Source organism: Microbispora sp. H10949 (genome assembly GCF_014161435.1).
Lineage (GTDB): Bacteria > Actinomycetota > Actinomycetes > Streptosporangiales > Streptosporangiaceae > Microbispora > Microbispora triticiradicis.
In genome coordinates, this window is sequence record NZ_JABBWZ010000010.1 from 208,564 (window position 1) to 231,912 (window position 23,349).

At 72.1% G+C, this 23,349-nt stretch carries 19 protein-coding genes; 14 read left to right on the forward strand and 5 right to left on the reverse strand.

Annotated elements, in window-relative coordinates:
- Positions 1–41: 41 nt before the first annotated feature.
- Positions 42–656: a hypothetical protein gene (locus HHX40_RS26025; RefSeq protein WP_182882703.1), complete on the reverse strand. Its 615-nt coding sequence runs from the start codon at positions 654–656 to the stop codon at positions 42–44.
- A 283-nt stretch (positions 657–939) separates the two neighbouring features.
- On the opposite strand from HHX40_RS26025, the gene HHX40_RS26030 reads away from it, so the two are divergent.
- Both HHX40_RS26030 and HHX40_RS26035 read left to right on the forward strand, forming a co-directional pair.
- The gene (locus tag HHX40_RS26030; protein ID WP_310738281.1) at positions 940–1,536 is read left to right on the forward strand and encodes a hypothetical protein; all 597 of its coding nucleotides are present in this window, start codon (positions 940–942) and stop codon (positions 1,534–1,536) included.
- Positions 1,529–2,551 (forward strand): peptidase, encoded by a 1,023-nt coding sequence (locus HHX40_RS26035; RefSeq protein WP_182882704.1) that lies wholly within the window; start codon positions 1,529–1,531, stop codon positions 2,549–2,551. The genes HHX40_RS26030 and HHX40_RS26035 overlap by 8 nt, the downstream gene beginning before the upstream one ends.
- Before the next feature lie 65 nt (positions 2,552–2,616).
- Here the strand turns inward: HHX40_RS26035 and HHX40_RS26040 are convergent, their stop codons facing one another.
- Together HHX40_RS26040 and HHX40_RS26045 are read right to left on the reverse strand one after the other, a co-directional pair.
- Complete coding sequence (locus HHX40_RS26040; RefSeq protein WP_117408981.1) at positions 2,617–2,979, reverse strand: GntR family transcriptional regulator; 363 nt, start codon at positions 2,977–2,979, stop codon at positions 2,617–2,619.
- Complete coding sequence (locus tag HHX40_RS26045; RefSeq protein WP_182882705.1) at positions 2,973–3,950, reverse strand: hypothetical protein; 978 nt, start codon at positions 3,948–3,950, stop codon at positions 2,973–2,975. Before HHX40_RS26045 ends, HHX40_RS26040 begins: the two co-directional genes overlap by 7 nt.
- A 181-nt stretch (positions 3,951–4,131) precedes the next feature.
- Here HHX40_RS26045 and HHX40_RS26050 point away from each other — a divergent pair, with 181 nt between their 5' ends.
- The 4 genes from HHX40_RS26050 (at position 4,132) to HHX40_RS26065 (ending at position 9,509) form a co-directional block, all read left to right on the forward strand.
- Positions 4,132–5,673 carry a glycosyltransferase family 39 protein gene (locus HHX40_RS26050; protein ID WP_182882706.1) on the forward strand — a complete coding sequence of 514 codons (1,542 nt, stop codon included), beginning with the start codon at positions 4,132–4,134 and terminating at the stop codon, positions 5,671–5,673.
- Between the two features lie 82 nt (positions 5,674–5,755).
- Positions 5,756–6,646, forward strand: coding sequence for a polysaccharide deacetylase family protein (locus tag HHX40_RS26055; RefSeq protein ID WP_182882707.1), 891 nt, complete (start codon positions 5,756–5,758; stop codon positions 6,644–6,646).
- A gap of 92 nt (positions 6,647–6,738) precedes the next feature.
- The gene (locus tag HHX40_RS26060; protein ID WP_310738282.1) at positions 6,739–7,854 is read left to right on the forward strand and encodes a glycosyltransferase family 2 protein; all 1,116 of its coding nucleotides are present in this window, start codon (positions 6,739–6,741) and stop codon (positions 7,852–7,854) included.
- Positions 7,851–9,509 (forward strand): glycosyltransferase family 2 protein, encoded by a 1,659-nt coding sequence (locus HHX40_RS26065; protein WP_182882708.1) that lies wholly within the window; start codon positions 7,851–7,853, stop codon positions 9,507–9,509. Before HHX40_RS26060 ends, HHX40_RS26065 begins: the two co-directional genes overlap by 4 nt.
- 174 nt (positions 9,510–9,683) lie before the next feature.
- Here HHX40_RS26065 and HHX40_RS26070 read toward each other — a convergent pair whose 3' ends face one another.
- Positions 9,684–11,276: a glycosyltransferase gene (locus tag HHX40_RS26070; RefSeq protein WP_310738283.1), complete on the reverse strand. Its 1,593-nt coding sequence runs from the start codon at positions 11,274–11,276 to the stop codon at positions 9,684–9,686.
- A 186-nt stretch (positions 11,277–11,462) separates the two neighbouring features.
- Here HHX40_RS26070 and thrC point away from each other — a divergent pair, with 186 nt between their 5' ends.
- The 3 genes from thrC (at position 11,463) to rho (ending at position 15,900) form a co-directional block, all read left to right on the forward strand.
- Positions 11,463–12,521 carry a threonine synthase gene (gene thrC / locus HHX40_RS26075; RefSeq protein WP_111700011.1) on the forward strand — a complete coding sequence of 353 codons (1,059 nt, stop codon included), beginning with the start codon at positions 11,463–11,465 and terminating at the stop codon, positions 12,519–12,521.
- 38 nt (positions 12,522–12,559) lie between these two features.
- The gene (gene thrB, locus HHX40_RS26080; protein ID WP_182882709.1) at positions 12,560–13,486 is read left to right on the forward strand and encodes a homoserine kinase; all 927 of its coding nucleotides are present in this window, start codon (positions 12,560–12,562) and stop codon (positions 13,484–13,486) included.
- A gap of 413 nt (positions 13,487–13,899) precedes the next feature.
- Complete coding sequence (gene rho, locus HHX40_RS26085) at positions 13,900–15,900, forward strand: transcription termination factor Rho (protein WP_182882710.1); 2,001 nt, start codon at positions 13,900–13,902, stop codon at positions 15,898–15,900.
- Between the two features lie 187 nt (positions 15,901–16,087).
- Here the strand turns inward: rho and HHX40_RS26090 are convergent, their stop codons facing one another.
- Positions 16,088–17,185: a hypothetical protein gene (locus HHX40_RS26090; RefSeq protein ID WP_182882711.1), complete on the reverse strand. Its 1,098-nt coding sequence runs from the start codon at positions 17,183–17,185 to the stop codon at positions 16,088–16,090.
- A gap of 316 nt (positions 17,186–17,501) precedes the next feature.
- Between HHX40_RS26090 and rpmE the strand changes: the two genes are divergently transcribed.
- From rpmE to HHX40_RS26115, 5 genes are all read left to right on the forward strand, one after another.
- Positions 17,502–17,720, forward strand: a complete 219-nt coding sequence (gene rpmE, locus HHX40_RS26095; RefSeq protein ID WP_117409077.1) for a 50S ribosomal protein L31 — start codon at positions 17,502–17,504, stop codon at positions 17,718–17,720.
- Between the two features lie 106 nt (positions 17,721–17,826).
- Positions 17,827–18,873: a peptide chain release factor 1 gene (prfA, locus tag HHX40_RS26100; protein ID WP_182882712.1), complete on the forward strand. Its 1,047-nt coding sequence runs from the start codon at positions 17,827–17,829 to the stop codon at positions 18,871–18,873.
- 173 nt (positions 18,874–19,046) lie between these two features.
- Positions 19,047–19,901 carry a peptide chain release factor N(5)-glutamine methyltransferase gene (gene prmC, locus HHX40_RS26105; protein WP_117409075.1) on the forward strand — a complete coding sequence of 285 codons (855 nt, stop codon included), beginning with the start codon at positions 19,047–19,049 and terminating at the stop codon, positions 19,899–19,901.
- Positions 19,902–19,978: 77 nt separating this feature from the next.
- Complete coding sequence (locus HHX40_RS26110) at positions 19,979–20,626, forward strand: L-threonylcarbamoyladenylate synthase (protein WP_182882713.1); 648 nt, start codon at positions 19,979–19,981, stop codon at positions 20,624–20,626.
- 144 nt (positions 20,627–20,770) lie between these two features.
- A complete protein-coding gene (locus HHX40_RS26115; protein WP_182882714.1) occupies positions 20,771–23,296 on the forward strand; it encodes a hypothetical protein in 2,526 nt (841 codons plus the stop codon).
- The last annotated feature ends 53 nt before the right edge of the window (positions 23,297–23,349 follow it).

Here is a 23,349-nt window from a genome sequence, read left to right on the forward strand (position 1 = left end):
GCGGGTCACGGGAGACCCAACTCCTGGACGGATCGGGGTGGTCAGGCCACCGAATGGGTGATGGTCCCGGTGTAGACGCCGGTGGCGGCGCCGGACGGGATGGTGATGACCAGAGTGGGCTGCCAGCTCGTCGACATCGGCGTCACCTGTTTGCGTCCGCTGAAGGCGACGACGGGTGAGGTGAGGGGCACCCGGTCGGCGGCGGTGGCCTGTCCGGGGAAGCGCGTTCCGGCGCCCGACGACGCGGTGACCGGCCCCGACCAGTAGGCGACGTTCGCGGTCGTGATGGTCTGCGCGGGAGTGCCGCTGCCGGTGGTGAAGTTCGTCGCGGACACGGTCGCCGTCCAGGGAGGGATGCCGCTGCGCTGGTCGGCCACGGTCACCGTGCCCATAGAGGCGCTGATGGTGCCACCCCGGGCTCCGCTGCCGAGGCTGGCCGAGCCCGGCACGGTGATCGTCAGGGGGTCGACCCGCACGGCGACCAGCCCGGCTCCGCCCACGCCGTCTCGTTCCGCCTGTCGTGCGCCCGGCCCGGCGGCGAGCGCGAGCGGAGCGGTGAACGGCGTGATCGGCAGTGCGATCGGCGGCGCGATCGGCAGTGCGGCCGACGCGGCCAGCGCCGCGACGACCAGGGCATCCGCACGGACCTTGCGCATATGGCCTTCCTCGCCGCCCCTGCCGCATGAGTCGCCTTCGTGCGGCCGATCTTCGCCGTGAACGATCCACGGCAGGCTAGGTCATCGGCGCGGCCCGCGGCCGTCGCCACGCCGTGACGCCACGTGACCGCGGGCGTCGGGCCGCGCGTCCCCGCCGCTCGTCATTTGATCACAAAGGCTTTCCAGACGCCGCTGGGCGTGATCTCGCCGCGAGCCGCCGACCGGCCACTATGTCACCGACCGCGGCCCGGACGGGGCGGCGCATCCACGGAGGAGATCGGCTGTGTGCAAGAGGAGTGTCGCCGCGCCGTCGGCGGGCGTGGCAGTGCTGGCGCTGACGGCGGCGCTGTCCGTGGCGTCGGCCGCGTCACCCGCCGCGGCGGCCACGTGTCCGGCGTCCACCACGTGTCCCACGACCGTCACCTTCACCGTCACCGCCCCGGACGGATTGACGATCACCGTTCCCGACGGGCCGGTGAACATCGGCAGCGGCGCGCCGGGAACTCAGATCAGCGGCCTGCTGGGTCCGGTCACGGTGTCCGACCAGCGCGCCGCGCTCACCGCGACATGGGTGGCCACGGTGTCGGCCGCTTCGGGAGGCTTCACCACCGGCGGCGGCACCGCCGCCGAGACCGTTCCCAACAGCGCCGTCCTCTACTGGTCCGGCGCGGCGACGGCCACCACGGGCACCGGCACGTTCGTGCCGGGGCAGGCGAACGCGGCGGCCGCCCAGTCGCTCGACGTGCCGCGCACCGCGTTCAGCAAGACGAGCGGCTCCGGCGACAACTCCGCCACCTGGAATCCGACCATCGTCGTCAACGTGCCCGCTGCGGCCGTGGCGGGCACCTACACCGGAACGGTGAACCACTCCGTTGCCTGACCGTCCGGTCCGGGGGCTCGCCGCCGCCGGCCTGTTCGTGACCGCGGTGCTCGCGCCGGTGGCCCCCGCTGCGGCCACCGGCGACGACGCCCATGGGAACCGCCAGGGGAGGTTCGGGATCCGGCTGCTGGAGATTCCCGAGAACCGCCTGGACGACCCGCGCTCGCACGCGTTCATCGTCGACCACGTCAATCCAGGCACGACCTTCACCAGGCGCCTGGAGGTGTTCAGCACCTCCTCCTCCCGGCAGCACGTGGACCTCTACGCCGCGGCGGCACAGGTGGGCGACGCCGGATTCAGGTTCGCCCCCGCGCGCACGCCCAACGAGCTGACCTCCTGGATGAGGCTCGACCGGACCGCCGTGGAGCTGCCGCCGCACGGCCACGTCCCGGTGACGGCCACCGTCGCGGTGCCGCCGGCGGCTTCCAAGGGCGAGCGGTACGCCGTCATCTGGGCGGAGATCTCCTCGGCCTCGCCCGGCCCGTCGGGCAACGTCGCGCTCGTCAACCGGGTGGGCGTCCGCACCTACCTCGACGTGGGCCCGGGCGGCGAACCGCCGACGAGCTTCCGGATCGGGGAGGTGACCGCCGGGCGTACCGACGACGCGACCCCGCGCCTGGTGGCCGAGGTCGGCAACAGGGGGGAGCGCGCCGTCGACCTGGAGGGCGAGGTGCGGCTGTCGGAGGGGCCGAGCGCGCTCAGCGCCGGGCCCTTCCGCAGCGCCCGCGCCACGACCCTGCCTCCCGGCGGACACGGCCAGGTGACCGTGCTGCTGGGCCACGACCTGCCCGCCGGGCCCTGGAGGTTCCGGCTCACCTTGCGCAGCGGCCGGGTCAGCCGTACGGCCACCGGCACGATCACCTTCCCCGCGGCCGGTGAGCGGGCGGCGGCTTACGACGGTCCCTCGGTGCCGGTTCTCGCGGCCTGCGGTGCGGCGGCCGTGGCCGCGGCGGGGCTCCTGGTCGCCGGCCTGCGCCGGTTCCGCCGCCGTCCCATGCACGGCGAAGCGGCCTGACCCGGCGGCCTGCCCGGCCCGAGCGGGCACGCCGTACGCCCCGTATCGGCCTCGTGGACGGCGGGTCAGCGGTCCGCCAGGGCTCGGCGGACCGCGTCGAGGGCCTCCTCCTCGGAGGCCCCGAGCTGCCGCACGGCGCCGGCGAACTCCTCGGCGGCCTCGCGCAGGTGCAGGCGACCTCCCTGTGCGGCGAGTTCCGTGATCGTCGCCGCACGGCCCCGGCGCAGCTCGACCAGGCCCTCGTCGCGCAGTTGCTGGTAGCCGCGCAGCACGGTGTGCAGGTTGATGCCGAGCGCGGCGGCGACGGCCCGCGCCGAGGGCAGCTTGTCGCCGGGGACCGCCTCGCCCCTGGCGACCGCCCCGCGCACCGAGGCCGCCACCTGGTCGGCCAGGGGCTGGACCGAGGACGGGTCGACGACGATCAGCATCCGGTGCCTGCCCGCATGCGGGTGAGGGTCCCGTTGACCAGAGCCGCGGCGGCCTCGGCGTCCCGGGCCGAGTAGAGGAACTCCCGGCCGTCGGTGAGCCGCAGCGCCAGCACCGGATCCCCGCCGCCGACGTAACCCCATCCTCTGCTGCCGCCGAGCATGCCGCCGAGCCCCCTGCCGGACGTCTTCAGCCGCACCGAGGCGAAGACCACCGCTTCGTACGGCACGGCCCGCCGCAGCCCCCCGAGCCAGGGCAGGCTCACCTCCACGCCCCGTCCGTCGATCCGGAGCCGGCTGCGGGCCTGCAGGATCAGGAAGCTCCCCAGGAGCGCGGCTATCGTGGTCGCCTGCCAGCGCTCCGCGAAGTCGGGCGCGGACAACCAGGCGAAGGCGAGGAACGCCGCCCCCTGGAACAGGGTGAGACGGTTCCAGCCGGACACCGCGTAGACGGCCCGCTGGCCCGGCGCCAGCGGGAGGAGCGGGACGTCCGGAGGCGGCGTGCCGTACGCGGGCGCGGCAGGGGGCAGCGGCCCCGACAGACGCCAGGCGGCGATTCCCGCGAGAACCGCCAGCACTATCTCCGTGGGAATCGCCCAGGACGGCTGGGAAGCCGGACCGTCCGCGTCGATCAGCGCCGCCACCGCGACGCCGTTCCCCGCCGCCGCCAGGACGCTCTGGCTGAAGCCGAAGACGGCCAGCAGGCGCTGCAGCTCCGGCCAGCGCTGATAGTGCGCGAACATGGCGACGAACACCACCTCGGCGAACACTATCGGGAACAGCGCCATTCGCAGCCATCGGCCCCATTCGGAGCCGTGGTCTCCTGCGGCACCCGAAACGTACGCCAGGTGGGGCAGCCGGTCCCGGAAGACCGCGAAGAGCAGCAACGGAACGAGAAGGATCAGGGGCGGCGACGCCACGGTCAGGATCAACCGACGGAGCCAACCGGCGTCGCGGTGCGGGTAGCCGTTCATGGGACCACCTCCGACTGTTTGCATATGACTATAACAATCAAACAGTTTGCGTCCCATCCCGTCTTCGGAATCCGTCCGGCGGATGCCCTCGGGGGACCGGCCTCTGAGGCACGACTCGATCCGGTAACGACCAGTTGGATCTTCGCGGCGGTGGAAACGGGATGACCCTAATCTCGTAGAAATGATCGCTGCCTCGGGGGAGAGCGCGGTTACGGGCGAGGCGGCCCGTACTGCCGACGACGGCGCGGCCCAGGCCGCGACAGGATGGTCCGGACGGCCCCGGCGAACGCGGTGGACAGGGCGAACGCGGTGGACGCCGATCGTCGCGGGCGTCGTGACCACCGGCGTCGCCGTGTCTGGCGGTACGGCGTCGCTGTCGGGCGACGAGGTGGCGACCTACAGCGCCGCGGTGGCCCGGCCGCTGAGCGGCCTGCTGGTGCTCGTCCAGCACGTCGACGGCCACTTCCTGCCCTACTACCTGCTCATCCACCTCTGGTCCTTCCTGGGCGAGGCCGAGTGGTGGCTGCGCCTGCCGTCGGCCCTGGCGGCGGGCGTCGCGGCCGGTTTCCTGGCCGACCTCGGCCGCAGGCTCGCCGGTCCGCGGGCCGGGATCGTGGCCGCCGCGTTGTTCGCGGTGCTGCCGTCGGTGTCCTTCCACGGAGCGAACGCCCGGCCGTACGCGTTCGCGGCGGCGGCGGCCGTCGTCTCGGCCTGGGCGCTGCACCGGGTCGCCGAGTCGCCCACCTGGGGCCGGGCAGGCGGGTACGCGGCGGCGGTGGCCCTGCTCGGCTGCACGCACCTGTTCTCGGTCCTGGTGCTCCCGGCCCAGTTCCTGGCCGCCCTGCTCGCGCTGCCAGGCCGTACGGCGTGGACCAGGGTCGTCCCCGCGATGGCGGCGGGGTGCGTCCCCGTCGTGGTTCTCGGGCTGGTGGGATGGGGCGAGCGTGCCGCGATCAGCTGGATTCAGCCGCACGGGCCGGAGGTGCTGCTGAAGGTGCCCAAGCACGTCGCGGGCTCCGATCTCGCCGGTCCGGTGTTGTTCGCCCTGGCCGTCGCTGGGGTGGTAATCCTGCTGCGCGCGTCCGTCCTCTGGGGTGTGCTCGTCGGCGGATGGCTCGTCCTCCCGCCGCTGCTGCTGCTCGTGGTCGACGCGCTGGTGACCCCCGCCTACGTGGACCGCTACGTGTTCGTCGCGGCGCCCGCCCTGGCGCTCTCGGCCGGCGTGGCCCTGGCCTCCGTGCGCCCGGCCGCCCTCCCCGCCGCGCTGGTGGCCGTGCCCTCCGTACTGGCCGTCGCGGCGCTGGGGCTGCCCGCGCAGGCCGACTACCGGCGGCAGAACGGCCACTACGAGGACTTCCCCGGAGCGGTGGAGGTGATCAGGGCGGAGCTGCGCCCCGGCGACGCCGTCGTGTACGGCCAGAGCAGGCTGCGCACCGGCTTCCGCTACTACGGCCGTGACGGGCTTCCGGACGACGTGCTCCTCGCGGGGCCCGGCCCGGCCTTCGAGTACGCGGAGAAGCCCGGCCTCGCGGACGCCCTGGCCGGGCGCCGCCGGGTCTGGGTCGTCTGGCGGGGGACGAAACAGGCCGGCCTGGAGGGTACGAAGATCCGGCGGGTGGCGGCCGTACGCGCGGCGGGATATCGCCTGTCCACCGCCTGGCACTCCGCCGAACTCCCCGGTCTCACCGTCGCGCTGTTCGAGCGGGGCCGGCGCGGAAACTGACCGCCGGGGCGATACCCGATCGTCAGGGTGACGGCAAAGTAATTGCCCGATGCAAGTAAAGTCTTCGCCTATGCGACTTACGGTGAAGAGACTCGTACCGGTCTGTCTCGTCGCCGCGGCGTCGGTCGCGGGGCTTCAGCAGGCCCCCGCCGGGGCGGCCGGCGTTCCCTCCTCGGGGCAGGCGGCCGCGCACGCCGCCCGGCAGGCGGCCGCCCCCGCTCACGGCACGCGGAAGGCGGCCAGGAGCGCGGTGCCCATCGTTGCGCTCACTTTCGACGACGGGACGGCCGACCACCTGGCCGTGGCGAAGATGCTGAGCAAACGCGGCCTGAAGGGCACCTTCTACGTCAACAGCGCGCGCCTCGGCACCTCCGGCAGATACCTGAGCGTGCCGGCGCTGCGCGCCATCGCGCGGGCCGGGCACGAGATCGGCGGCCACACCCTCCGTCATCCGCACCTGTCGGACGAGTCCGAGGCCGTGCAGCAGAGCGAGATCTGCGACGACAGGCGGGCGCTGCTGAAGCTGGGCTTCGCCCCCCGCTCGTTCGCCTATCCCTTCGGCGACTACGACGAGACCACCAAGCAGCTCGCCATGCGGTGCGGCTACACCACCGCACGCGGTATCAACGGCCTGTACCGGCCCGACAGCTGCCAATCGTGCCCGATCGCCGAGAAGCTGCCGCCGGTGGACCTCGCCGCCGTGCGTGCCACGAGCCAGACCCGCCTGCCGCGTACGGCCCGCACGCTGGAGAGCTTCGTCACCCGGGCGCAGGAGGAGGGTGGCCGCGGCCTGGTCACCTTCGTCTTCCACGAGATCAAGAACAACCCGCGGGACCAGTACGCGACCGCGCCGAAGGAGTTCGCCGCCTTCGTCGACTGGGTGGCGCGGCAGCGGAAGGCCGGGAAGATCCAGGTGAGGGCGCTGGGCGACCTCGTCGGAGGAAAGGTCTGGCCGGTCCCCGACGACATGTGAGAGACGGTCCGAGTACTCAAAGTCACAGGTTCTTACCAGCTTCTGATGATATAAGTCCACAAACCTCGTAAAGAGACGAGCGGGAGGGACACGTGACGGTCGCGACGGAGATGTGCTCGCCGTACGGCTTCACCCGCAGTCCCACCCAGGAGTCCGCCACGCTGTCCTGGAGCGGTGGCGGCTGGACGGTGGGAGATCGCCCGCTGCCCGGCCCGCCGCGGCCCGCCGACGTCGAGGAACTGCGGCCGCTGCGCGGGCTGACGGTGGAGTGGCCCGCGCAGCCCGTCGCCGCGGCCCTGGAGCCGGTGATCGCGCTCGCCGCCGCGGGAGTGCCGCTGACCTGCCCGGACCCGCCCGCCTGGGTACGCGAGGCCGATCCGGTCCTCGCCGGGCTCGCCGCGGCCTGGACGCCCGAGCCCGGTGACGGCACTCCGGCGTCGGTCGCCGACCTGCGCCGGGAGGAGCACAGTGTGCGCCTGCGCAGGCACGCGCTGCGCGCCGGGGGAGTGGCCGTGAGCCCGGCGCCGGTCACCGTCGTCATGGCCACGCGGCGGCCCCGGTACGTCGGCGACGCGCTGCGGCAGATGGCCCGCCAGCGCGGGGTGGACTTCGAGGTGGTCGTCGCGCTGCACGGCTTCCCCGCGGCGCGGGTGCGGTCCGCGATCGAGGAGTTCCCCCGCCCCGTCACCGTGGTCGAGGCCGCCGAGGAGACGCCGCTCGGAACGGTCCTCAACGAGGCCGCCGCGCGGGCGTCCACCGGCATCGTCGCCAAATGGGACGACGACGACTGGTACGGCCCCGAACACCTGTCGGACCTGCTGCTGGCCATGACCTACTCGGGCGCCGACCTGGTCGGGACCGCTCCCGAGTTCTTCTACCTCCAGCCTCTGGACGTCACGATCCGCCGCACCGACTACAGCAGCGAGGTGTGGACCGACCACGTCGCGGGAGGCACGATCCTGCTCGGCCGCGCCCTGCTGGAGGAGGTCGGCGGCTTCGGTCCGCAGGACCGGGGTGAGGACGCCCACCTGCGGCGCTCCGTCGAGGAGGCGGGCGGGCGGATCTACCGCACGCACGGCCTCGGCTACGTCCTGCGGCGGTCCCTCAGCGCCGACCACACCTGGAACCTTCCCCTTGCCCACTTCCTGCGAGTCGCGACGAACCAATGGCGCGGCTTTCGCCCGAGTCTGCTGCTGGACACGCCATGACGCCACGTATCAGGGGAAACGACTACACCGTGCTGGAGCCGCCCGCGCTCGGATCGGCGTGGACGCCGAGCCTGCGGGCGAGCGTCGTCATCCCGGCGTACGGCGCCCAGGCGAAGCTCGACCTCACGCTCGCCGGGCTGGCCGCGCAGACGTACCCGGCCGACCTGCTCGAAGTGATCGTCGTCGACAACGGCAGCGACCCGCCGCTGCGCCTGCCCGAGATCCGGCCGCGCGGCACGCGGCTGCTGGTCTGCGAGGCGCCGGGCCGGGCCAGGGCGCGCAACGCCGGCCTGGCCGCCGCGACGGGGGACGTCATCCACTGGATGGACTCCGACGTGGTGCCGGAGCGTGCGGAGGTGGAGGCCCACATGCGCTGGCACCACCTCGCGCCGTACCTGTCGGTCACCTCCTATCTGCGCTTCAGCACCGCGGCGCTGCCCGCTCCCGAGGAGGTCGCGGGCGCGGACGACCTGGCCGGGCTCTTCGAGCCCGCCGAGCCGCACGCCTGGATCGAGGACCTGGTCGCGCGGTCGCAGGGGCTGACCCGCTCGCCGCGGCCGTTCAGCATCCACATCGGCGGTGCGTCGTCGGCGAACGTCAGGCTGTTCGAGCGGGCCGGGGCGATGGACCCCGAGATGATCCTCGGCCAGGACACCGAGATGGGCTACCGGCTGGCGCAGGCGGGGGCGGTCTTCATCCCGGACCCCGAGGCCAGGGCCTACCACCTCGGGCCGTCCATGCGCATGCGCGACAGCGAGCGGATCAACCGGGTCAGCCACGCCCTGGTGACCGACCGCGTCCCCGGCTACCGGTGGCTGCGCACCCATCCCTCCCGGCAGTGGAAGGTCCCGCAGGTCGAGGTCGTCGTCGACGCGACGGCGGGGTCGTACGACGAGGTCCGGGCGACCGTGGACGGCGTGCTCGCCGGCACCGTGACCGACCTCGCCGTCGTCATGACCGGACCGTGGGACGAACTCGCGCCCGAGCAGCGCGCGCCGCTCAGGGACCCGCGCCTGGATCTGGTGCTGCTGCGCGCGCACTACGCGCACGAGGGCCGCGTACGGCTCGCCACGACGCCGCCCGACACCACGTCGCCGTACCGCCTGCGCGTCCCGCCGGGCTGGTCGCCGGGTGAGGACACCCTCGGCCGGCTGCTCGAAGTGCTGCGCGGGCGGGAGCGCGGGCTGGTCAGCGTGCTCCTGGCCGAGGACGCGGAGGGGATCGTCGCGGCCCGCCTGGAGCGCACCGAGGCCTTCGCCCGCGCCGCTCTGATCGCGGCCGAGGGAGAGAACGCAGACGACCTCGTGGACGAGATGTTCGGCACCTACTGGGTCGACGGTGAGAGCTTCGGCTTCAGCGCCTTCGGAGAGGCCGCGCCGTACCTGAACCCCCGTGCGGCCTACCGGGCCAGGGTGTCGGCGCAGGCCGAGGTCGAGCGGCTCACCAAGGAGGTCGAGCGGCTGCGCGGTCAGGTCGCCAAGTGGCGCGAGGAGGCGGGGCGATGGCGCAAGTCGGCCGTCGAGTTCCGCCGGGAGATCGGCGCCCTGCGCAAGCAGATCTCGGCGCTGCGCCGCGCCCAGGGCCAGAACCAGGGCCAGGGCCTGCGCGGCATCGCCCGGGGCCTGAGCCGGCCCTTCACCTTCAAGAAGTCCTGACCGCGGCCCCCGCCGCGCTGACCGCCGCCCGCTGATCCGCCTCCTGAACCGCCGCTCGCTGAACCGCCGCCCGCCGGGCCGCCGCGCCCGCTTGGCTGCCGTCCGCTGAACCGCCGCGCGCCGGAACGGGGCAGGGGCGGGACGCGCGGCGGAACGGCGCAGGACGCGCGGTGGTCAGGAGCGGCGGAACAGACCGCGGCGCTGCCGCGGCGCCCGGTCCTCCGGCCGCGCCGCGCCGTTCCCGCCCGCGCCGTCGCTCCCGCCCGGCGTGCCGTTCCCCGCCCGCGCCGTCCCGGAGGATTGCGCGGGCTGGGCGGGCTGCGCGGATCGGGCGGCTGGTCGCGCGGCCGGTTCACGGCCGGTCGTCGAGGCCCCGTCGAACTCGCCCGGCGCGGCGTGCCGTACGCCGTGGGTCTGCGCGATCACGTCGGCGATCGCCTCTCCGGGCGCGGCGAGGAGGCGGGCGCGGGCCGCGGCCTCGGTGCGCTCCAGCGTGGCCGTACGGCCGCCGGGCGCCTCCAGCACCAGCAGGCCGATGCGTTCCTCCAGCATCGCCTTGACCGCCCGCTCCAGCAGCGCCGGGGCGGGCGGCGCGTCGATTGGCGCGGTGTAGCGGAAGGGGACGGGCGCGGCCGTCGGCGCCGCGCTCTCGGCGAACCGCACCCGAGCGTCGTGCCCGAACGCCGCCCGCACCAGGGCGAGATCGAACGCCTCCGTCCCCGGCGCCCACCTGAGGCCCCCGTCGAGCAGCGTCCAGGGGCCGGTCAGCGTCACCGCGACGTCCGGGAGCGTGCCGCGCAGCACGACGTCGACCGCCGCGACGATCCGCGGCTCGTCCGCCCCGGTCACGTCGAAGACGACCTCGACGTACGGCACGCGCCACCGCCTGCCGGGCTCCTTGCGCAGATCGCGGCGGAGCGGCACCCGGTGCGCCAGATGAGCCTCGACCAGCCGGACGATCGCCCTGCCGTGCTCGCCGCGCTGCGCGGGCAGGCCGAGGTGGACGGCGCGGGCCTCCGGGTCGGGGACGAAGACGGCCCCCGCCTGGGCGAGCCGGTAGGCGAACTCGGTGTCCTGGCCGCGCACGACCTCGGGATCGAAGCCCCGCACCTCGTCCAGCAGGGCCCGCCGCAGGGAGACCGTCGGCCCGGTGCAGACCTGGTAGGGGTTCTTGCTCGCCCGCAGGCCGTCGAGGCGGCGGATGGTCTCCTCGGTCGAACTGGACACCAGCGCCGACGGGTCGAACAGGTCCTCCGGCGAGCCGTGCCGTACGGCGTCGTGGACCTGGCCGGGCGTGAGCGCCGGCTCCTCGGCGAACCTCTTGCCGCCGATGGTGACGAGGTAGTCGGTGAGGTGGTGCCAGCGGAACAGCGCCTCCAGGTGCTCACGCGAGATCACCATGTCGGCGTCGAGACGCTGCACGATCTCCCCCTCGGCCGCCGCGATGCCGGCGTTCATCGCGTGCCCGGCGCCCCACCCGCCGTCCGGCACGGAGACGATCCTGGTGTTCTCGGGCCGCAGTTCGGGCAGGCGCAGCGGGGGATCGCTGCGGTCGTCCACCACGATCACCTCGGTGAGGTGCGCGGGATAGGTCTGCGCGGCCAGCGCGGCCAGCGTCAGATCGAGGCGGTGCTGCCCACCGTGCGCGGGGATCACGACACTCGCGCCGAGCGTGGGGCTCCAACCGCCGAGGGGTGGCGGCGTGAGCGGAGAGTAGTCGTTGTGGCGAATCCTCGGCCGGGGCTCGACGCCCGTCAGGTGGGCCACGCCTCATCCTTCACAGCGATGGTCAAAGGGCTCGCCCACACTAGCGAAAGCCACTGACGGTTCCCTAAGGTGACGCCCAATATGTCCAGTCGGTGGACAACGGAGTCCGCACGTCAAACGGTTGGCCGTAGACTCGGTGACCGATACCCCTGGTGACACGCGTACGCACGCGTGGGAGGAGCAACCATGTTCAGGGCTTGGCGTGGCCTTATCGAGGAGTACCGCGACCGTCTGCCGGTCTCCGCGACGACGCCCGTGGTGACCCTGCTCGAAGGCGGTACGCCGCTCGTCCCCGCCAGGCGGGTGTCCGAGATCACGGGATGTGACGTCCATCTGAAGGTCGAGGGGCTCAACCCCACCGGCAGCTTCAAGGACCGCGGCATGACCCTCGCGATCAGCAAGGCCGTCGAGGAGGGCGCCCAGGCGGTCATCTGCGCCTCGACCGGCAACACCAGCGCCTCGGCCGCCGCATACGCCGTACGGGCCGGGCTGACCTGCGCCGTCCTCGTGCCGCGCGGGAAGATCGCGATGGGCAAGCTGGCCCAGGCGCTGGTCCACGGCGCGAAGCTGCTCCAGGTGGAGGGCTCCTTCGACGACTGCCTGGAGATGACCAGGAAGCTCGCGGAGACCTACCCCATCGCGCTGGTCAACTCCGTCAACCCGCACCGCCTGCAGGGGCAGAAGACGGCGGCCTTCGAGATCGTCGACGCGCTCGGCGACGCGCCGGACGTCCACTGCATCCCGGTCGGCAACGCCGGCAACATCTCGGCGTACTGGATGGGCTACAAGGAGTACGCCGAGGACGGCGTGGCCACCAAGCGGCCCCGCATGCTGGGCTTCCAGGCCAGCGGCGCGGCGCCGATCGTCGGCGGCTCGCCGGTCACCCATCCGCAGACGATCGCCACGGCGATCAGGATCGGCAACCCCGCCTCGTGGCGGCTCGCCGAGGCCGCCCGCGACGAGTCCGGGGGCGACATCCAGGCCGTGACCGACCGCCAGATCGCCGCGGCGTACAAGCTGCTCGCGCAGGAGGAGGGCGTCTTCGTCGAGCTCGCCTCGGCCGCGAGCGTCGCCGGCCTGCTGCAGGCCCACGAGCAGGGCCTGCTCACGCCGGGACAGCGGGTCGTGTGCACCGTGACCGGCAACGGCCTGAAGGACCCGGACTGGGCCATCTCCGGCGCTCCCGCTCCGGTGACGATCCCGACCGACGCCTACGCGGCCGCGGCGGCGCTGGGACTCGCCTGACCCTCCCTCTGACACTCAGCACATCTCCAGGTGACGAATTGACCGACAGTCACGGCGTCGTCGTACGCGTGCCCGCGACGAGCGCCAACCTCGGCCCGGGCTTCGACAGCCTCGGCCTCGCCCTCGACCTGTACGACGAGGTTGAGGCGGCGATCTCCGACTCGCCCGGCGTGCGGATCGAGGTGGAGGGTCAGGGCGCCGGCGAACTCGACGACGGCGAGGGCCATCTCGTCGTCAGGACCATGCGCGCGACCTTCGACCGCATGGGGTTCGCCCAGCCCGGCGGCATCGAACTGCGGTGCCGCAACCGGATCCCGCACGCGCGGGGGCTCGGCTCGTCGTCCGCCGCGATCTGCGCGGGCATCCTCGCCGCCCGCGCCCTCGCGCGGGGGCGCGGCGCGGAAGATTTTCCGGACGCTGACGTGTTCGCGCTGGCCACCGAGCTGGAAGGGCATCCCGACAACGTGGCGCCCTGCCTGGCGGGCGGGCTCACCATCGCCTGGACCGACCAGTCGGGGGCGGCGAGTATGGTGAAACTGACTCCGCACGAGGACGTCCGGCCGGTGGCGTTGATCCCGGATTTCCGGTTGTCCACGGAGGAGGCACGGGGGCTGCTGCCGAAGGACGTACCGCACTCGGACGCGGCGGCCAACGCGGGGCGGGCGGCTCTGCTCGTCGCGGCGCTCACGGAGAGACCGGAACCCGGCCTCCTGCTCGCCGCCACCGAGGATCGCCTGCACCAGAGGTACCGAGCGCCGGCGATGCCGCGCACCGCCGACCTGGTGCGACGGCTCCGTACGGCGGGGGTGCCCGCCGTCGTCTCGGGGGCAGGTCCGACGGTGCTCGCGTTGACGACAACGGATGCCAAGGATTTGATCGCGGCAGAAGTGGGTAATGACTGGCACATCCAGCCAATGAACGTCGACCCGTCTGGTGCGTTCGTTCGGTTTCCCGAGACACGCTGATACTTCTTCGACCTTCAGGGAATAGCTGTGCGCGCTGGTGATGTTAGGCTGATAGCCGCACCAGGTGCCCCCGTGTTGGGTGCGTGCTTGTCATTCGCACATCGCTGCACTTCGTCTCGCGTCCCGCGACGCGGGCAAGGCGATTTCCCCGAAACCGTTTCTTCCAGTCGGCACACCCTCGGGTGGCATGACCGGAGGCGGCGCGCTCGGAGACATGCGCGTTCGAACCACCAAGACATCTGGTCGGTGGCGGCAATCCGGGGGATCGCCCCCGGGCACCTACCGCTCGCGAATCCCGAGGGTCGCCGACACATGAGATTCGCGAAGCCCGACCCGGTCTGTCCCGCCGGGTCGCATCACCGGGACGCCTGGACGCACGATTCTGGCGCCCGACCCCTGGGAAGGACCCTTAGTTGAGCGACACCACCGAACTCCTCTCCGACGGCCAGGCCGCCGGCGACACCCCCACATCCGCCCCGGCCCGTCCGCGACGTCGCTCCGGCACGGGCCTGGCAGGCATGGTGCTCCCCGAGCTTCAGGCCCTGGCGACCAGCCTCGGCATCACGGGGACCGGACGGATGCGCAAGAGCCAGCTCATCGCGGCCATCCAGGAGAAGCAGGGCGGAGCGGGAGAGGCCGCGGCCGAGCCGAAGGCCGCCGCGGAGGCGGCGCCCGCCGTCGCGGAGCGCCCCACCCGTACCCGCAGGGAACGTTCCCGCTCGGCCGCGCCCGCGACGGCGCCCGCCGAGCCCGTGGCCGCCGCCGAGCCGGTCGTCGCGCCGCGCGATGAGCGCCCCGCGATCGAGCACGCGCCCGCCGTGGTCGCCGAGGCCGCGCAGAACGGATCCGCCGCCGTGCTCTCCACCGAGCCGCAGGCCGAGTCCGCGCCGTCCGAGGTGCGGGGCGAGCGCCCCGAGCGCGGCGAGCGCCGGGAGCGCCGCACGCGCGGCGAGCGCAGCCGGGAGCGTGGCGAGCGCGGGGACCGCGACAGCCGTGAGAGCCGCGAGAGCCGTGGTGACCAGCGCGGCGACCAGCGCGGCGACCAGCGCGTCGCCGACGGCGGCGACGGCCCGGGCCGCCGCGACCAGCAGAGCCGTGGTGACAGCCGTGGCGACAGTCGTGGTGACAGCCGCCAGGACAACCGTCAGGACAACCGCTCCGACGGGAAGGGCGACCAGCAGGGCGACGACGCCCGCGGGCGGCGTGGCCGCTTCCGCGAGCGTGGCCGCCGCGGGCGCGACCGCTTCGAGGGCAACGAGCCGGTGATCAGCGACGACGACGTCCTGATCCCGATCGCCGGAATCCTCGACATCCTCGACAACTACGCCTTCGTGCGCACCAGCGGCTACCTGCCCGGTGCGAACGACGTGTACGTCTCGCTCGCGCAGATCCGCCGCAACGGCCTGCGCAAGGGCGACGTCGTCACCGGCGCCGTCCGGCAGCCGAGGGACGGCGAGCGGCGTGAGAAGTTCAACGCGCTCGTCCGCCTCGACACCGTCAACGGCATGGACCCGGAGCAGGCCCGCCAGCGGCCCGACTTCAACAAGCTCACGCCGCTGTACCCGCAGGAGCGGCTGCGCCTGGAGACCGAGCCGAACGTCCTGACCACCCGGATCATCGACCTCGTGTCGCCGATCGGCAAGGGTCAGCGCGGACTCATCGTGTCGCCGCCCAAGGCCGGCAAGACGATGGTGCTCCAGGCGATCGCCAACGCGATCACCCGCAACAACCCGGAGTGCCACCTGATGGTCGTCCTCGTGGACGAGCGTCCGGAAGAGGTCACCGACATGCAGCGGTCGGTCAAGGGCGAGGTCATCCACTCGACCTTCGACCGCCCGGCCGAGGACCACACCACCGTCGCGGAACTCGCCATCGAGCGGGCCAAGCGGCTGGTCGAGCTCGGGCACGACGTCGTCGTCCTGCTCGACTCGATCACCCGTCTCGGACGCGCCTACAACCTCGCGGCGCCCGCGAGCGGCCGGATCCTGTCCGGTGGTGTCGACTCGACCGCGCTCTACCCGCCGAAGCGGTTCTTCGGCGCCGCCCGCAACATCGAGAACGGCGGCTCGCTGACGATCCTCGCCACGGCCCTCGTCGAGACCGGGTCCAAGATGGACGAGGTCATCTTCGAGGAGTTCAAGGGCACCGGCAACGCGGAGCTCAAGCTCAACCGCTCCCTGGCCGACAAGCGGATCTTCCCCGCGGTCGACGTGGACGCCTCCGGCACCCGCAAGGAGGAGATCCTGATGGGCAAGGAGGAGCTGGCCATCGTCTGGAAGCTCCGCCGCGTCCTCCACGCCCTCGACATGCAGCAGGCGCTGGAGCTCCTTCTGGAGAAGATGAAGGAGACCAAGTCCAACGCGGAGTTCCTGCTCCAGGTGCAGAAGACCACGGTCAGCAACGACCGCGACTGACACCAGGACGTCACTCGCCGACGCCCCGGACGGCCCGCCCGTCCGGGGCGTCCGCGTCTCCGGGCACGGCGTCCGCGCCCGGAGACGCGGGAAGGCCCGCACGGACTGGTCCGCGCGGGCCTTCGGCGATCTGTGCTGCTGTACGGCCGGCGCCAGGGGTTGATGGGGCGAGCCGTACAGCCGAGGGCTACTTCACGTCGACGAACTTGATGTTCGACAGGGAGCCGTAGGTCAGGCTGGTCGCGGCGGCCGTGGTCCGCCAGTAGCCGTCGTACTTCGGCTTGACGCTCTTGGTGTACTTACCGGTGGAGGTCGCGCCGACGTAGCCGACGAACTTCCACTTCTTGGTGCCCTTCTTCTTGAAGTAGAGCTTCAGGATCTTCTTGCTCCACGCCTTCGAGCCGCGGTAGACCTTGCCGTAGAGCTTGGTCGCCTTGCCCTTCTTCACCTTGCTGGGGGAGGCGTACAGGGTGATCTTGGACTTGGCCTTCGAGCTGCCGCTCTTCCTCACCTCGAAGGCCTTGGTGAAGGAGTACTTCTTGGTGGCCCGGCTGATGCTGATCCGCAGCTGCCAGCTGCCCGTCGACGTGCTGTAGTCCATCGACGTGGAGTCGTGGTAGGAGTCGTCCGCCTCGAGGCCCGTGGTCAGCGAGTAGTAGTCGTCCGAGTCCTTCGACTCCAGCCGGACGTCGGTGATCTTCTCGTCGCCGAACTTCTCCAGGTGGAAGGCCGCGTAGACGTCGACCTCCTTGCCCGACTTCAGATACACCGGGTCCGGGTCCACGTTCGCGCTGGTCACCCGCGTCGCGGCCTTGACCTCGAAGGTCTCCGTCCTGCTGACCGGACCGGCACTGCCTTCGGGGTCGACCGTCACCTTCAGGGTCCACTTGCCCGTGGCGGTGGTCGGCTTGTCGCTGGAGGAGACCGGGATGCTGCCCTTGACGTCCACAGAGCTCGCCGGCGTCGGAGCCGGAGTCGTGTTCGCCAGGTCGCTCAGGGCGGTCACCGACGCGGCGTGCCCCGCGCTGGTGGTCGCCTCCCCCTCCTTCCAGAACTCGGCCTTGATGTCCGGGGCCTTGGAACCCACGTAGGGGTCGTTGACCTTGACGACGAACGGAATCGAGTCACTGCCGGTGGGCGGGATGAAGCTCACCGTGGTGTCAATCTTGATGTCTGCGACCGCCGCAGCGGCGTACGCGGGGGTGACTGTCGTGATGGCCGCTCCTGCGGCGAGGACAGCGGCCCCCGTTGCGGTCGCCAAGGCGAGCCGCAAGCCCTTCCTCATGGTTACCCCTTACATTGGTAAAATTGAGGGAAAAGTCGGGTTTGGACACGGGAGCCTAGTGGTACGGATGTGGCTCGTCCACACAGCTGTCAACCCCGGTCCTGTTTCACGGCGTTTCTGTCAGACCGGCGGCCCCGCCCGGCAGCCCTCCTGCGCGTGGGAATAGCGCATGGCCTGGGATGGTTGGAGGATCTGGCACACTGGTAGCCGACCGCAGCGGTACCGGTTCCCGCGCAGCGCATCGTGGTGTGCCCGATGCGCGCAGCCCCGACAGGCAGAGCGACCCGGCGACCGCACCTAGCGTTAGGACTGAGACATGAAGGCCGACATCCACCCGGAGTACGTGGTCACCCAGGTGACCTGCAGCTGCGGGAACTCCTTCACCACCCGTAGCACCGCCAAGAACGGCGTCATCCACGCCGACGTCTGCTCCGCCTGCCACCCCTTCTACACGGGCAAGCAGAAGATCCTCGACACCGGTGGCCGGGTGGCGCGCTTCGAGGCGCGCTTCGGCAAGAAGGCCCAGGGCAAGTAGCTCCTCCAACACGCCGGCTCGGGGCGCCCTCTGTTCGGGGGCGTCACCGGGTCGGCGTTCTTGGTGATTGCGGCCTTTACCGAGGACTGAGCGTAAGGAGCGTGCGGTGAACCTCGACGAGATCATGAGCGAGTACGCGGACCTCGAACTGCGGCTCGCCGACCCCGCCGTGCACGCCGACCAGAGCAGGGCGAGGACGTACGGCAAGCGGTACTCGCAGCTCACGCCGATCGTCACGACGTACCGGGAGCTCGAAGGCGTACGGGAGGATCTCGCGGCGGCGCGCGAACTGGCCGCGGAGGACCCGGCGTTCGCGGACGAGGCGGCCGAGCTGGAGGGCCGCATCCCGGTGCTGGAGGAGAAGCTCACCCATCTCCTCGTCCCGCGCGACCCGAACGACGACAAGGACGTCATCATGGAGATCAAGGCGGGTGAGGGCGGCCAGGAGTCCGCCCTGTTCGCCGGAGACCTCCTGAGGATGTACCTGCGGTACGCCGAGCGGGCCGGCTACAAGACCGAGGTCATCGACGCCCAGCACTCCGACCTCGGCGGCTACAAGGACGTCACCGTCGCCATCAAGGGGCGGGAGGGCGTCTGGTCGCGGCTGAAGTTCGAGGGCGGCGTGCACCGCGTCCAGCGCGTGCCGGTCACCGAGTCGCAGGGCCGCATCCACACGTCCGCCGCGGGCGTGCTGGTGTATCCCGAGGCCGAGGACGTCGACGTCCAGATCGACCCGAACGACCTGCGGATCGACGTCTTCCGCTCCAGCGGGCCCGGCGGGCAGAGCGTCAACACCACCGACTCGGCCGTGCGGATCACGCACCTGCCGACCGGCGTGGTCGTGTCCTGCCAGAACGAGAAGAGCCAGCTCCAGAACAAGGAGTCGGCCCTGCGCATCCTGCGCGCGCGGTTGCTCGCGATGGCGCAGGAGGAGGCCGACGCCGCGGCGATGGCCGAGCGCAAGTCACAGGTGCGCACCGTCGACCGCTCCGAGCGGGTCCGCACCTACAACTTCCCCGAGAACCGCATCTCCGACCACCGTGTGGGCTTCAAGGCCTACAACCTGGACCAAGTCCTGGACGGCGATCTCGACGCGGTGATACAGGCATTGCTCGACGCCGAACTCGCGGAGAAGCTGGCCGCCCGTACGTGAGACGGCGGCGGGCGAGGTAGCGGCGGGGGGACGATGGGAGACCGTGGAGGACCTGGGAGATGATGCGTGAGACCCGGAGACTCGGCGACCCCGCCGCGCGCCAACCCACCGGCCCGTGCTCCGCGGACCGGCGACCGCCACGCCCAGCCGCGAACCCCGTGCCGTAAGAGACCATGACCTTCCTGCTCGACGAAATCGCCCTCGCCACCGCCCGGCTCGCCGAGGCGGGAGTGCCGTCACCGCGAACGGACGCCGAGGAGATCGCGGCCTTCGTCCACGGCGTGCCGCGCGGCATGCTGCACACGGTGAAGGACGCCGACTTCGACGCGCGCTTCTGGGAGGGGGTCGCCCGGCGCGAGGCGCGCGAGCCGCTGCAGCACATCACCGGGCGGGCCTACTTCCGCTATCTGTCCCTGGAGGTCGGCCCGGGGGTCTTCGTGCCCCGCCCGGAGACCGAGGTCGTCGCGGGCTGGGCGATCGACCGGCTCCAGGAGATGGACGTCGCCTCCCCGGTCGTGGTCGACCTCGGCACCGGCTCGGGGGCGATCGCGCTGTCGATCGCGCAGGAGGTCGCGCTGGCGCAGGTGCACGCCGTCGAGATCGACCCCGTGGCGTACGGCTGGGCCAAGCGCAACGTCCTCGAACACGGTCAGGGACGCACGACGCTGCACCCCGAGGACCTCACCGACTGCCTGCCCGAGCTGAACGGCCAGGTGGACCTGGTCGTCTCCAACCCCCCGTACATTCCGCCGGGAGCGGTTCCCCGGGACCCCGAGGTGCGCGACTACGATCCCTCCCGGGCGTTGTACGGGTCGGGCGAGGACGGGCTGGACGAGGTCAGGGCCGTCGAGCGTACGGCCCGCAGGCTGCTGCGGCCGGGCGGGTTCGTCGTGGTCGAGCACGCGGACCTCCAGGGCAACGCGGTGTACTGGCTGTTCTCGGAGGAGAAGGGCTGGCGCGACGTCCGGTTGCGGCAGGACCTGACCGGCCGGGACCGGTTCGTCACCGCGCGGCTGACCCAGGACTGAGTCAGGACTGATTTCGATCGGCCCGGCGAGCCGGTCACGACGGCGGCGCCGGGCGAAAGACGTGGAAGGATGGCTTCGTGAGCCGACGGTATGACTGCGCGAACCCGACCGAGCGGACCGGTGGCCTGACCGACGCCGCCTCTGCCGTGCGCAATGGCGAACTCGTGGTGCTTCCCACCGACACGGTCTACGGGATCGGCGCCGACGCCTTCACCGCCTCCGCGGTCAACGCGCTGCTGGAGGCGAAGGGGCGGGGCAGGGACATGCCCGTCCCCGTTCTCGTGGGCACCGTGCGGGCCGCCAACGCGCTCGTGGAGAGCCTCGGGACGTACGGGCAGGACCTGGTGGACACCTTCTGGCCCGGGCCGCTCACGCTCATCCTGAGGGCCAACCGGTCGCTGTCGTGGGACCTCGGCGACACCAAGGGAACGGTCGCCGTCCGCATGCCGCTCCACCCGGTCGCGCTGGACCTCCTCAAGGAGACCGGTCCGATGGCGGTCTCCAGCGCCAACCGGTCCGGCAACCCGCCCGCCACGACGGCGGACCAGGCCCAGGAGCAGCTCGGAGAGTTGGTGACCGTCTACCTGGACGGCGGCCCCTGCGGCGACGACGTCCCCTCCACGATCCTCGACCTGACCACCGCCGTGCCCCGGGTGCTGCGCAAGGGCGCGATCCCCGTGGACAAGATCCGGAACGTGGTGGGGTATCTCGCGACGGAGGAGTGACCGCGCTCCGGGCCTGCGTCTCACATTCTGAGACGCTGTCACGGCTCTGAGCAGGATGATCGATGCCGTCTGGCTATCGGTCTTCTTTACTGAAGTCACCCCGGCTACCGTGAAGTGCGCCGATATCTCTGTGGAGGCGCGTCCATGGCCAAGCTCGACGGGATGGATCCGAAGCTCGTCCGTGAGCTGTTGTCGCAAGTTCAGCACGCAGCGAATCAGATGGGCACCATCGAGGCCCGCGTCACCCAGCTGACGCGCAACGCGGGCGTGTCCGTGCACGTGACGCACCGGCCGTCGCAGGTCGCCGACGCCTGCTCCACGATGGTCAAGGACGTCACCGGCCGGCTTGAACTGCTGGAGAAGAAGGAGAAGCAGAGCACCGGCAAGGCGCCCACGGTCAACGGCACCACCTACACGCAGGAGAAGGACATCACGGCGCCGGCGGACGACCCGGCGCCGAAGTCCGACTCGCAGGGAGACAAGGCCGATCACAAGGCTGACCAGAAGGCCGATTCCAAGGCCGACCACAAGCCCGCCCCGAAGCACGGGACGGCGGGGGGCGGGGCGGAGAGCACGGCCACGCAGCCCGGGGACAGGCAGGTCCACGACAAGGAGCACTCCGTTCGCAACTCGCCCGCCGGCCACGGCTCGGGCGACTCCGGCGCGGCGGGGCGGGGCGAGAGCTCCCACCAGGTGCACAGCGCGTCCGACGGAGCGCCTCGCTCCGCCACGGACGGCGGCGGCTCGGCCGGGGCGAAGCACGCGGAGAAGACCCACGGCACGGCGACGGGCGAGCTTCCGCAGATGCGGCCCGCACAGGACGCGGCCCAGATCACCCACCCCGTCCAGCCGGTCGACGTCTCCGACACAGGCGATTCCGGCCCCGGGCAGACCCAGGGCCAGGGCCACGGGCAGGCGACTTCGGAGGGGTCGAGGCAGGGGCAGCAGCCCGGCGTCCGCGACGACTCGCAGATCATCGACACTCCGGGCATCGACCATCCGGACGACGTCGACCAGAGGGCCGGCCGGCAGGAGATGACGGTCGACGGGACCAGGGTCGTCAGCACTCCCTTGAACCAGCCCGACGCGGGGAGCGCGACAACCCACGCCCAGCAGACGGCGAACGGGAGTGGTCCGCACCCGAACGGGGCGCCCGGGTACGTCAACCCGCTCGAACCGAGCCACCAGACGGCGGACCAGCCCTCTCACACCGGGCTCGCGCCCGGCGATCCCGACGGCGACTACGTCGGCACGCCTGCCGACAACGCCACGGAGGATCCGTACGCGGCGGGCACCGCGACCTCTGTTCCGGGGACTCCCGACAGTCACGGCACGGCGACGACCCACACCGCGAGCACTGGCCAGACGGCCACGTACAACTCCGCTACCAGCTACACCGACAGCGGCAGCGGCAGCGGCGCGACGCACGGCACGACGACGGCCAGTCTCGAGATGAACAGGGCGGATAACGGTCCGGCGGGCACCGGTACCGCGACCGGCACGGCCGGCGGCACGGGCACAGGCACAGGCACCGGCGGCCTGGCCGATCATTCGGGCACCGGCACCGCGACCGGCACGGCCAGTGGCACGGGCACAGGCACCGGCGGCCTGGCCGATCACCCGGGCACGGGCAGCGGTCATACGGGCAGCGGTCATACAGGCACCGGTCATACGGGCACCGGCGGCGGTGCGACGAACGGCACGACGGCCAGCGTCGCGATGGACGGCGTGGAGAGAGGTCACACCGGGACTGGCAGCGGTCACAGCGGTGCCGCGAACGGCACGGCCACCGGCACACTGAAGGACCACCCGAACGGCACGGCCACGGGCGGCCTGGCCGATCACCCGGGCGCGGGGAACGGCACGGCGCAATCGCCCAAGCAGGTGGACATCACCCACCTCGACGATTCCGCCGGGACCTCGGGCACGACCTCCAACTTCTCCTGCACCTGTGGAGCGGCCTCCGCGGGCGGGCTGGGCTGCACCTGCGGCGCGACGCACGCCGGGCACGGTGGGACAGGTGGGCACGGTGCGCCGGGTGGGCATGGTGCGGCGGGCTGGCCCGGCGGGGGTGCTCAGGGAGAGACAGGTGATTGCGGCCCGGCGGACGGACACGGAACGCACGGCGCGGGTGGTCATGGCGCGGGTGGTCATGGCGCGGGTGGTCATGGCGCGGGTGGTCACGGTGCGAATGGTCACGGCGCGGGTGGTAACGGAGCCGGCGGCCACGGTACGCACGGAGCGGACGGCCATGGCACGGCTGGTGGCCACGGAGCGGGTGGCCAGGGAGCGGGGAACGGCCAGGGATGGGGTGGCCACGGAGCGACCGGGGGTGACGGCACCGGGTCCGGCGTGACGGGAACGGACCGGGACGGCGCGGCTGGGCGGACCGGTGACGGCGACGGCTACTCGTGGCCCGATCCGCGTGCGGTCGCCGCCACGCAGCCGGGGGACGTGCTCACCTATCCGGCCCGTCACATGCACGACGACGCGGCGCTGCAGATGCTGACGGACCATCACCGCGACATCGCTCCCCACGACATGCCGGACGTCAGAGTCCCCGAGGGGGAGTGGGGCGAGGGCGACTGGTCGGCGAGGAAGATCCAGCCCGACGGGCCTCCGGGACGTGTCGAGGCCGTCGACCCCGGTCCGCCGACCCCGGAGAACTGACCGTGCGAGCACGAACGACGCTGTCGCCGGGCGTGGGGACCGCGGCCTGGTCC

Excerpts from the sequence above, each read along its gene's own strand:
- HHX40_RS26025 (WP_182882703.1), bottom strand. The coding sequence starts at position 656 with ATGCGCAAGGTCCGTGCGGATGCCCTGGTCGTCGCGGCGCTGGCCGCG.
- HHX40_RS26040 (WP_117408981.1), bottom strand. The coding sequence starts at position 2,979 with ATGCTGATCGTCGTCGACCCGTCCTCGGTCCAGCCCCTGGCCGACCAG.
- HHX40_RS26045 (WP_182882705.1), bottom strand. The coding sequence starts at position 3,950 with ATGAACGGCTACCCGCACCGCGACGCCGGTTGGCTCCGTCGGTTGATC.
- HHX40_RS26050 (WP_182882706.1), top strand. The coding sequence starts at position 4,132 with ATGATCGCTGCCTCGGGGGAGAGCGCGGTTACGGGCGAGGCGGCCCGT.
- HHX40_RS26065 (WP_182882708.1), top strand. The coding sequence starts at position 7,851 with ATGACGCCACGTATCAGGGGAAACGACTACACCGTGCTGGAGCCGCCC.
- thrC (WP_111700011.1), top strand. The coding sequence starts at position 11,463 with ATGTTCAGGGCTTGGCGTGGCCTTATCGAGGAGTACCGCGACCGTCTG.
- HHX40_RS26090 (WP_182882711.1), bottom strand. The coding sequence starts at position 17,185 with ATGAGGAAGGGCTTGCGGCTCGCCTTGGCGACCGCAACGGGGGCCGCT.
- rpmE (WP_117409077.1), top strand. The coding sequence starts at position 17,502 with ATGAAGGCCGACATCCACCCGGAGTACGTGGTCACCCAGGTGACCTGC.
- prmC (WP_117409075.1), top strand. The coding sequence starts at position 19,047 with ATGACCTTCCTGCTCGACGAAATCGCCCTCGCCACCGCCCGGCTCGCC.
- HHX40_RS26115 (WP_182882714.1), top strand. The coding sequence starts at position 20,771 with ATGGCCAAGCTCGACGGGATGGATCCGAAGCTCGTCCGTGAGCTGTTG.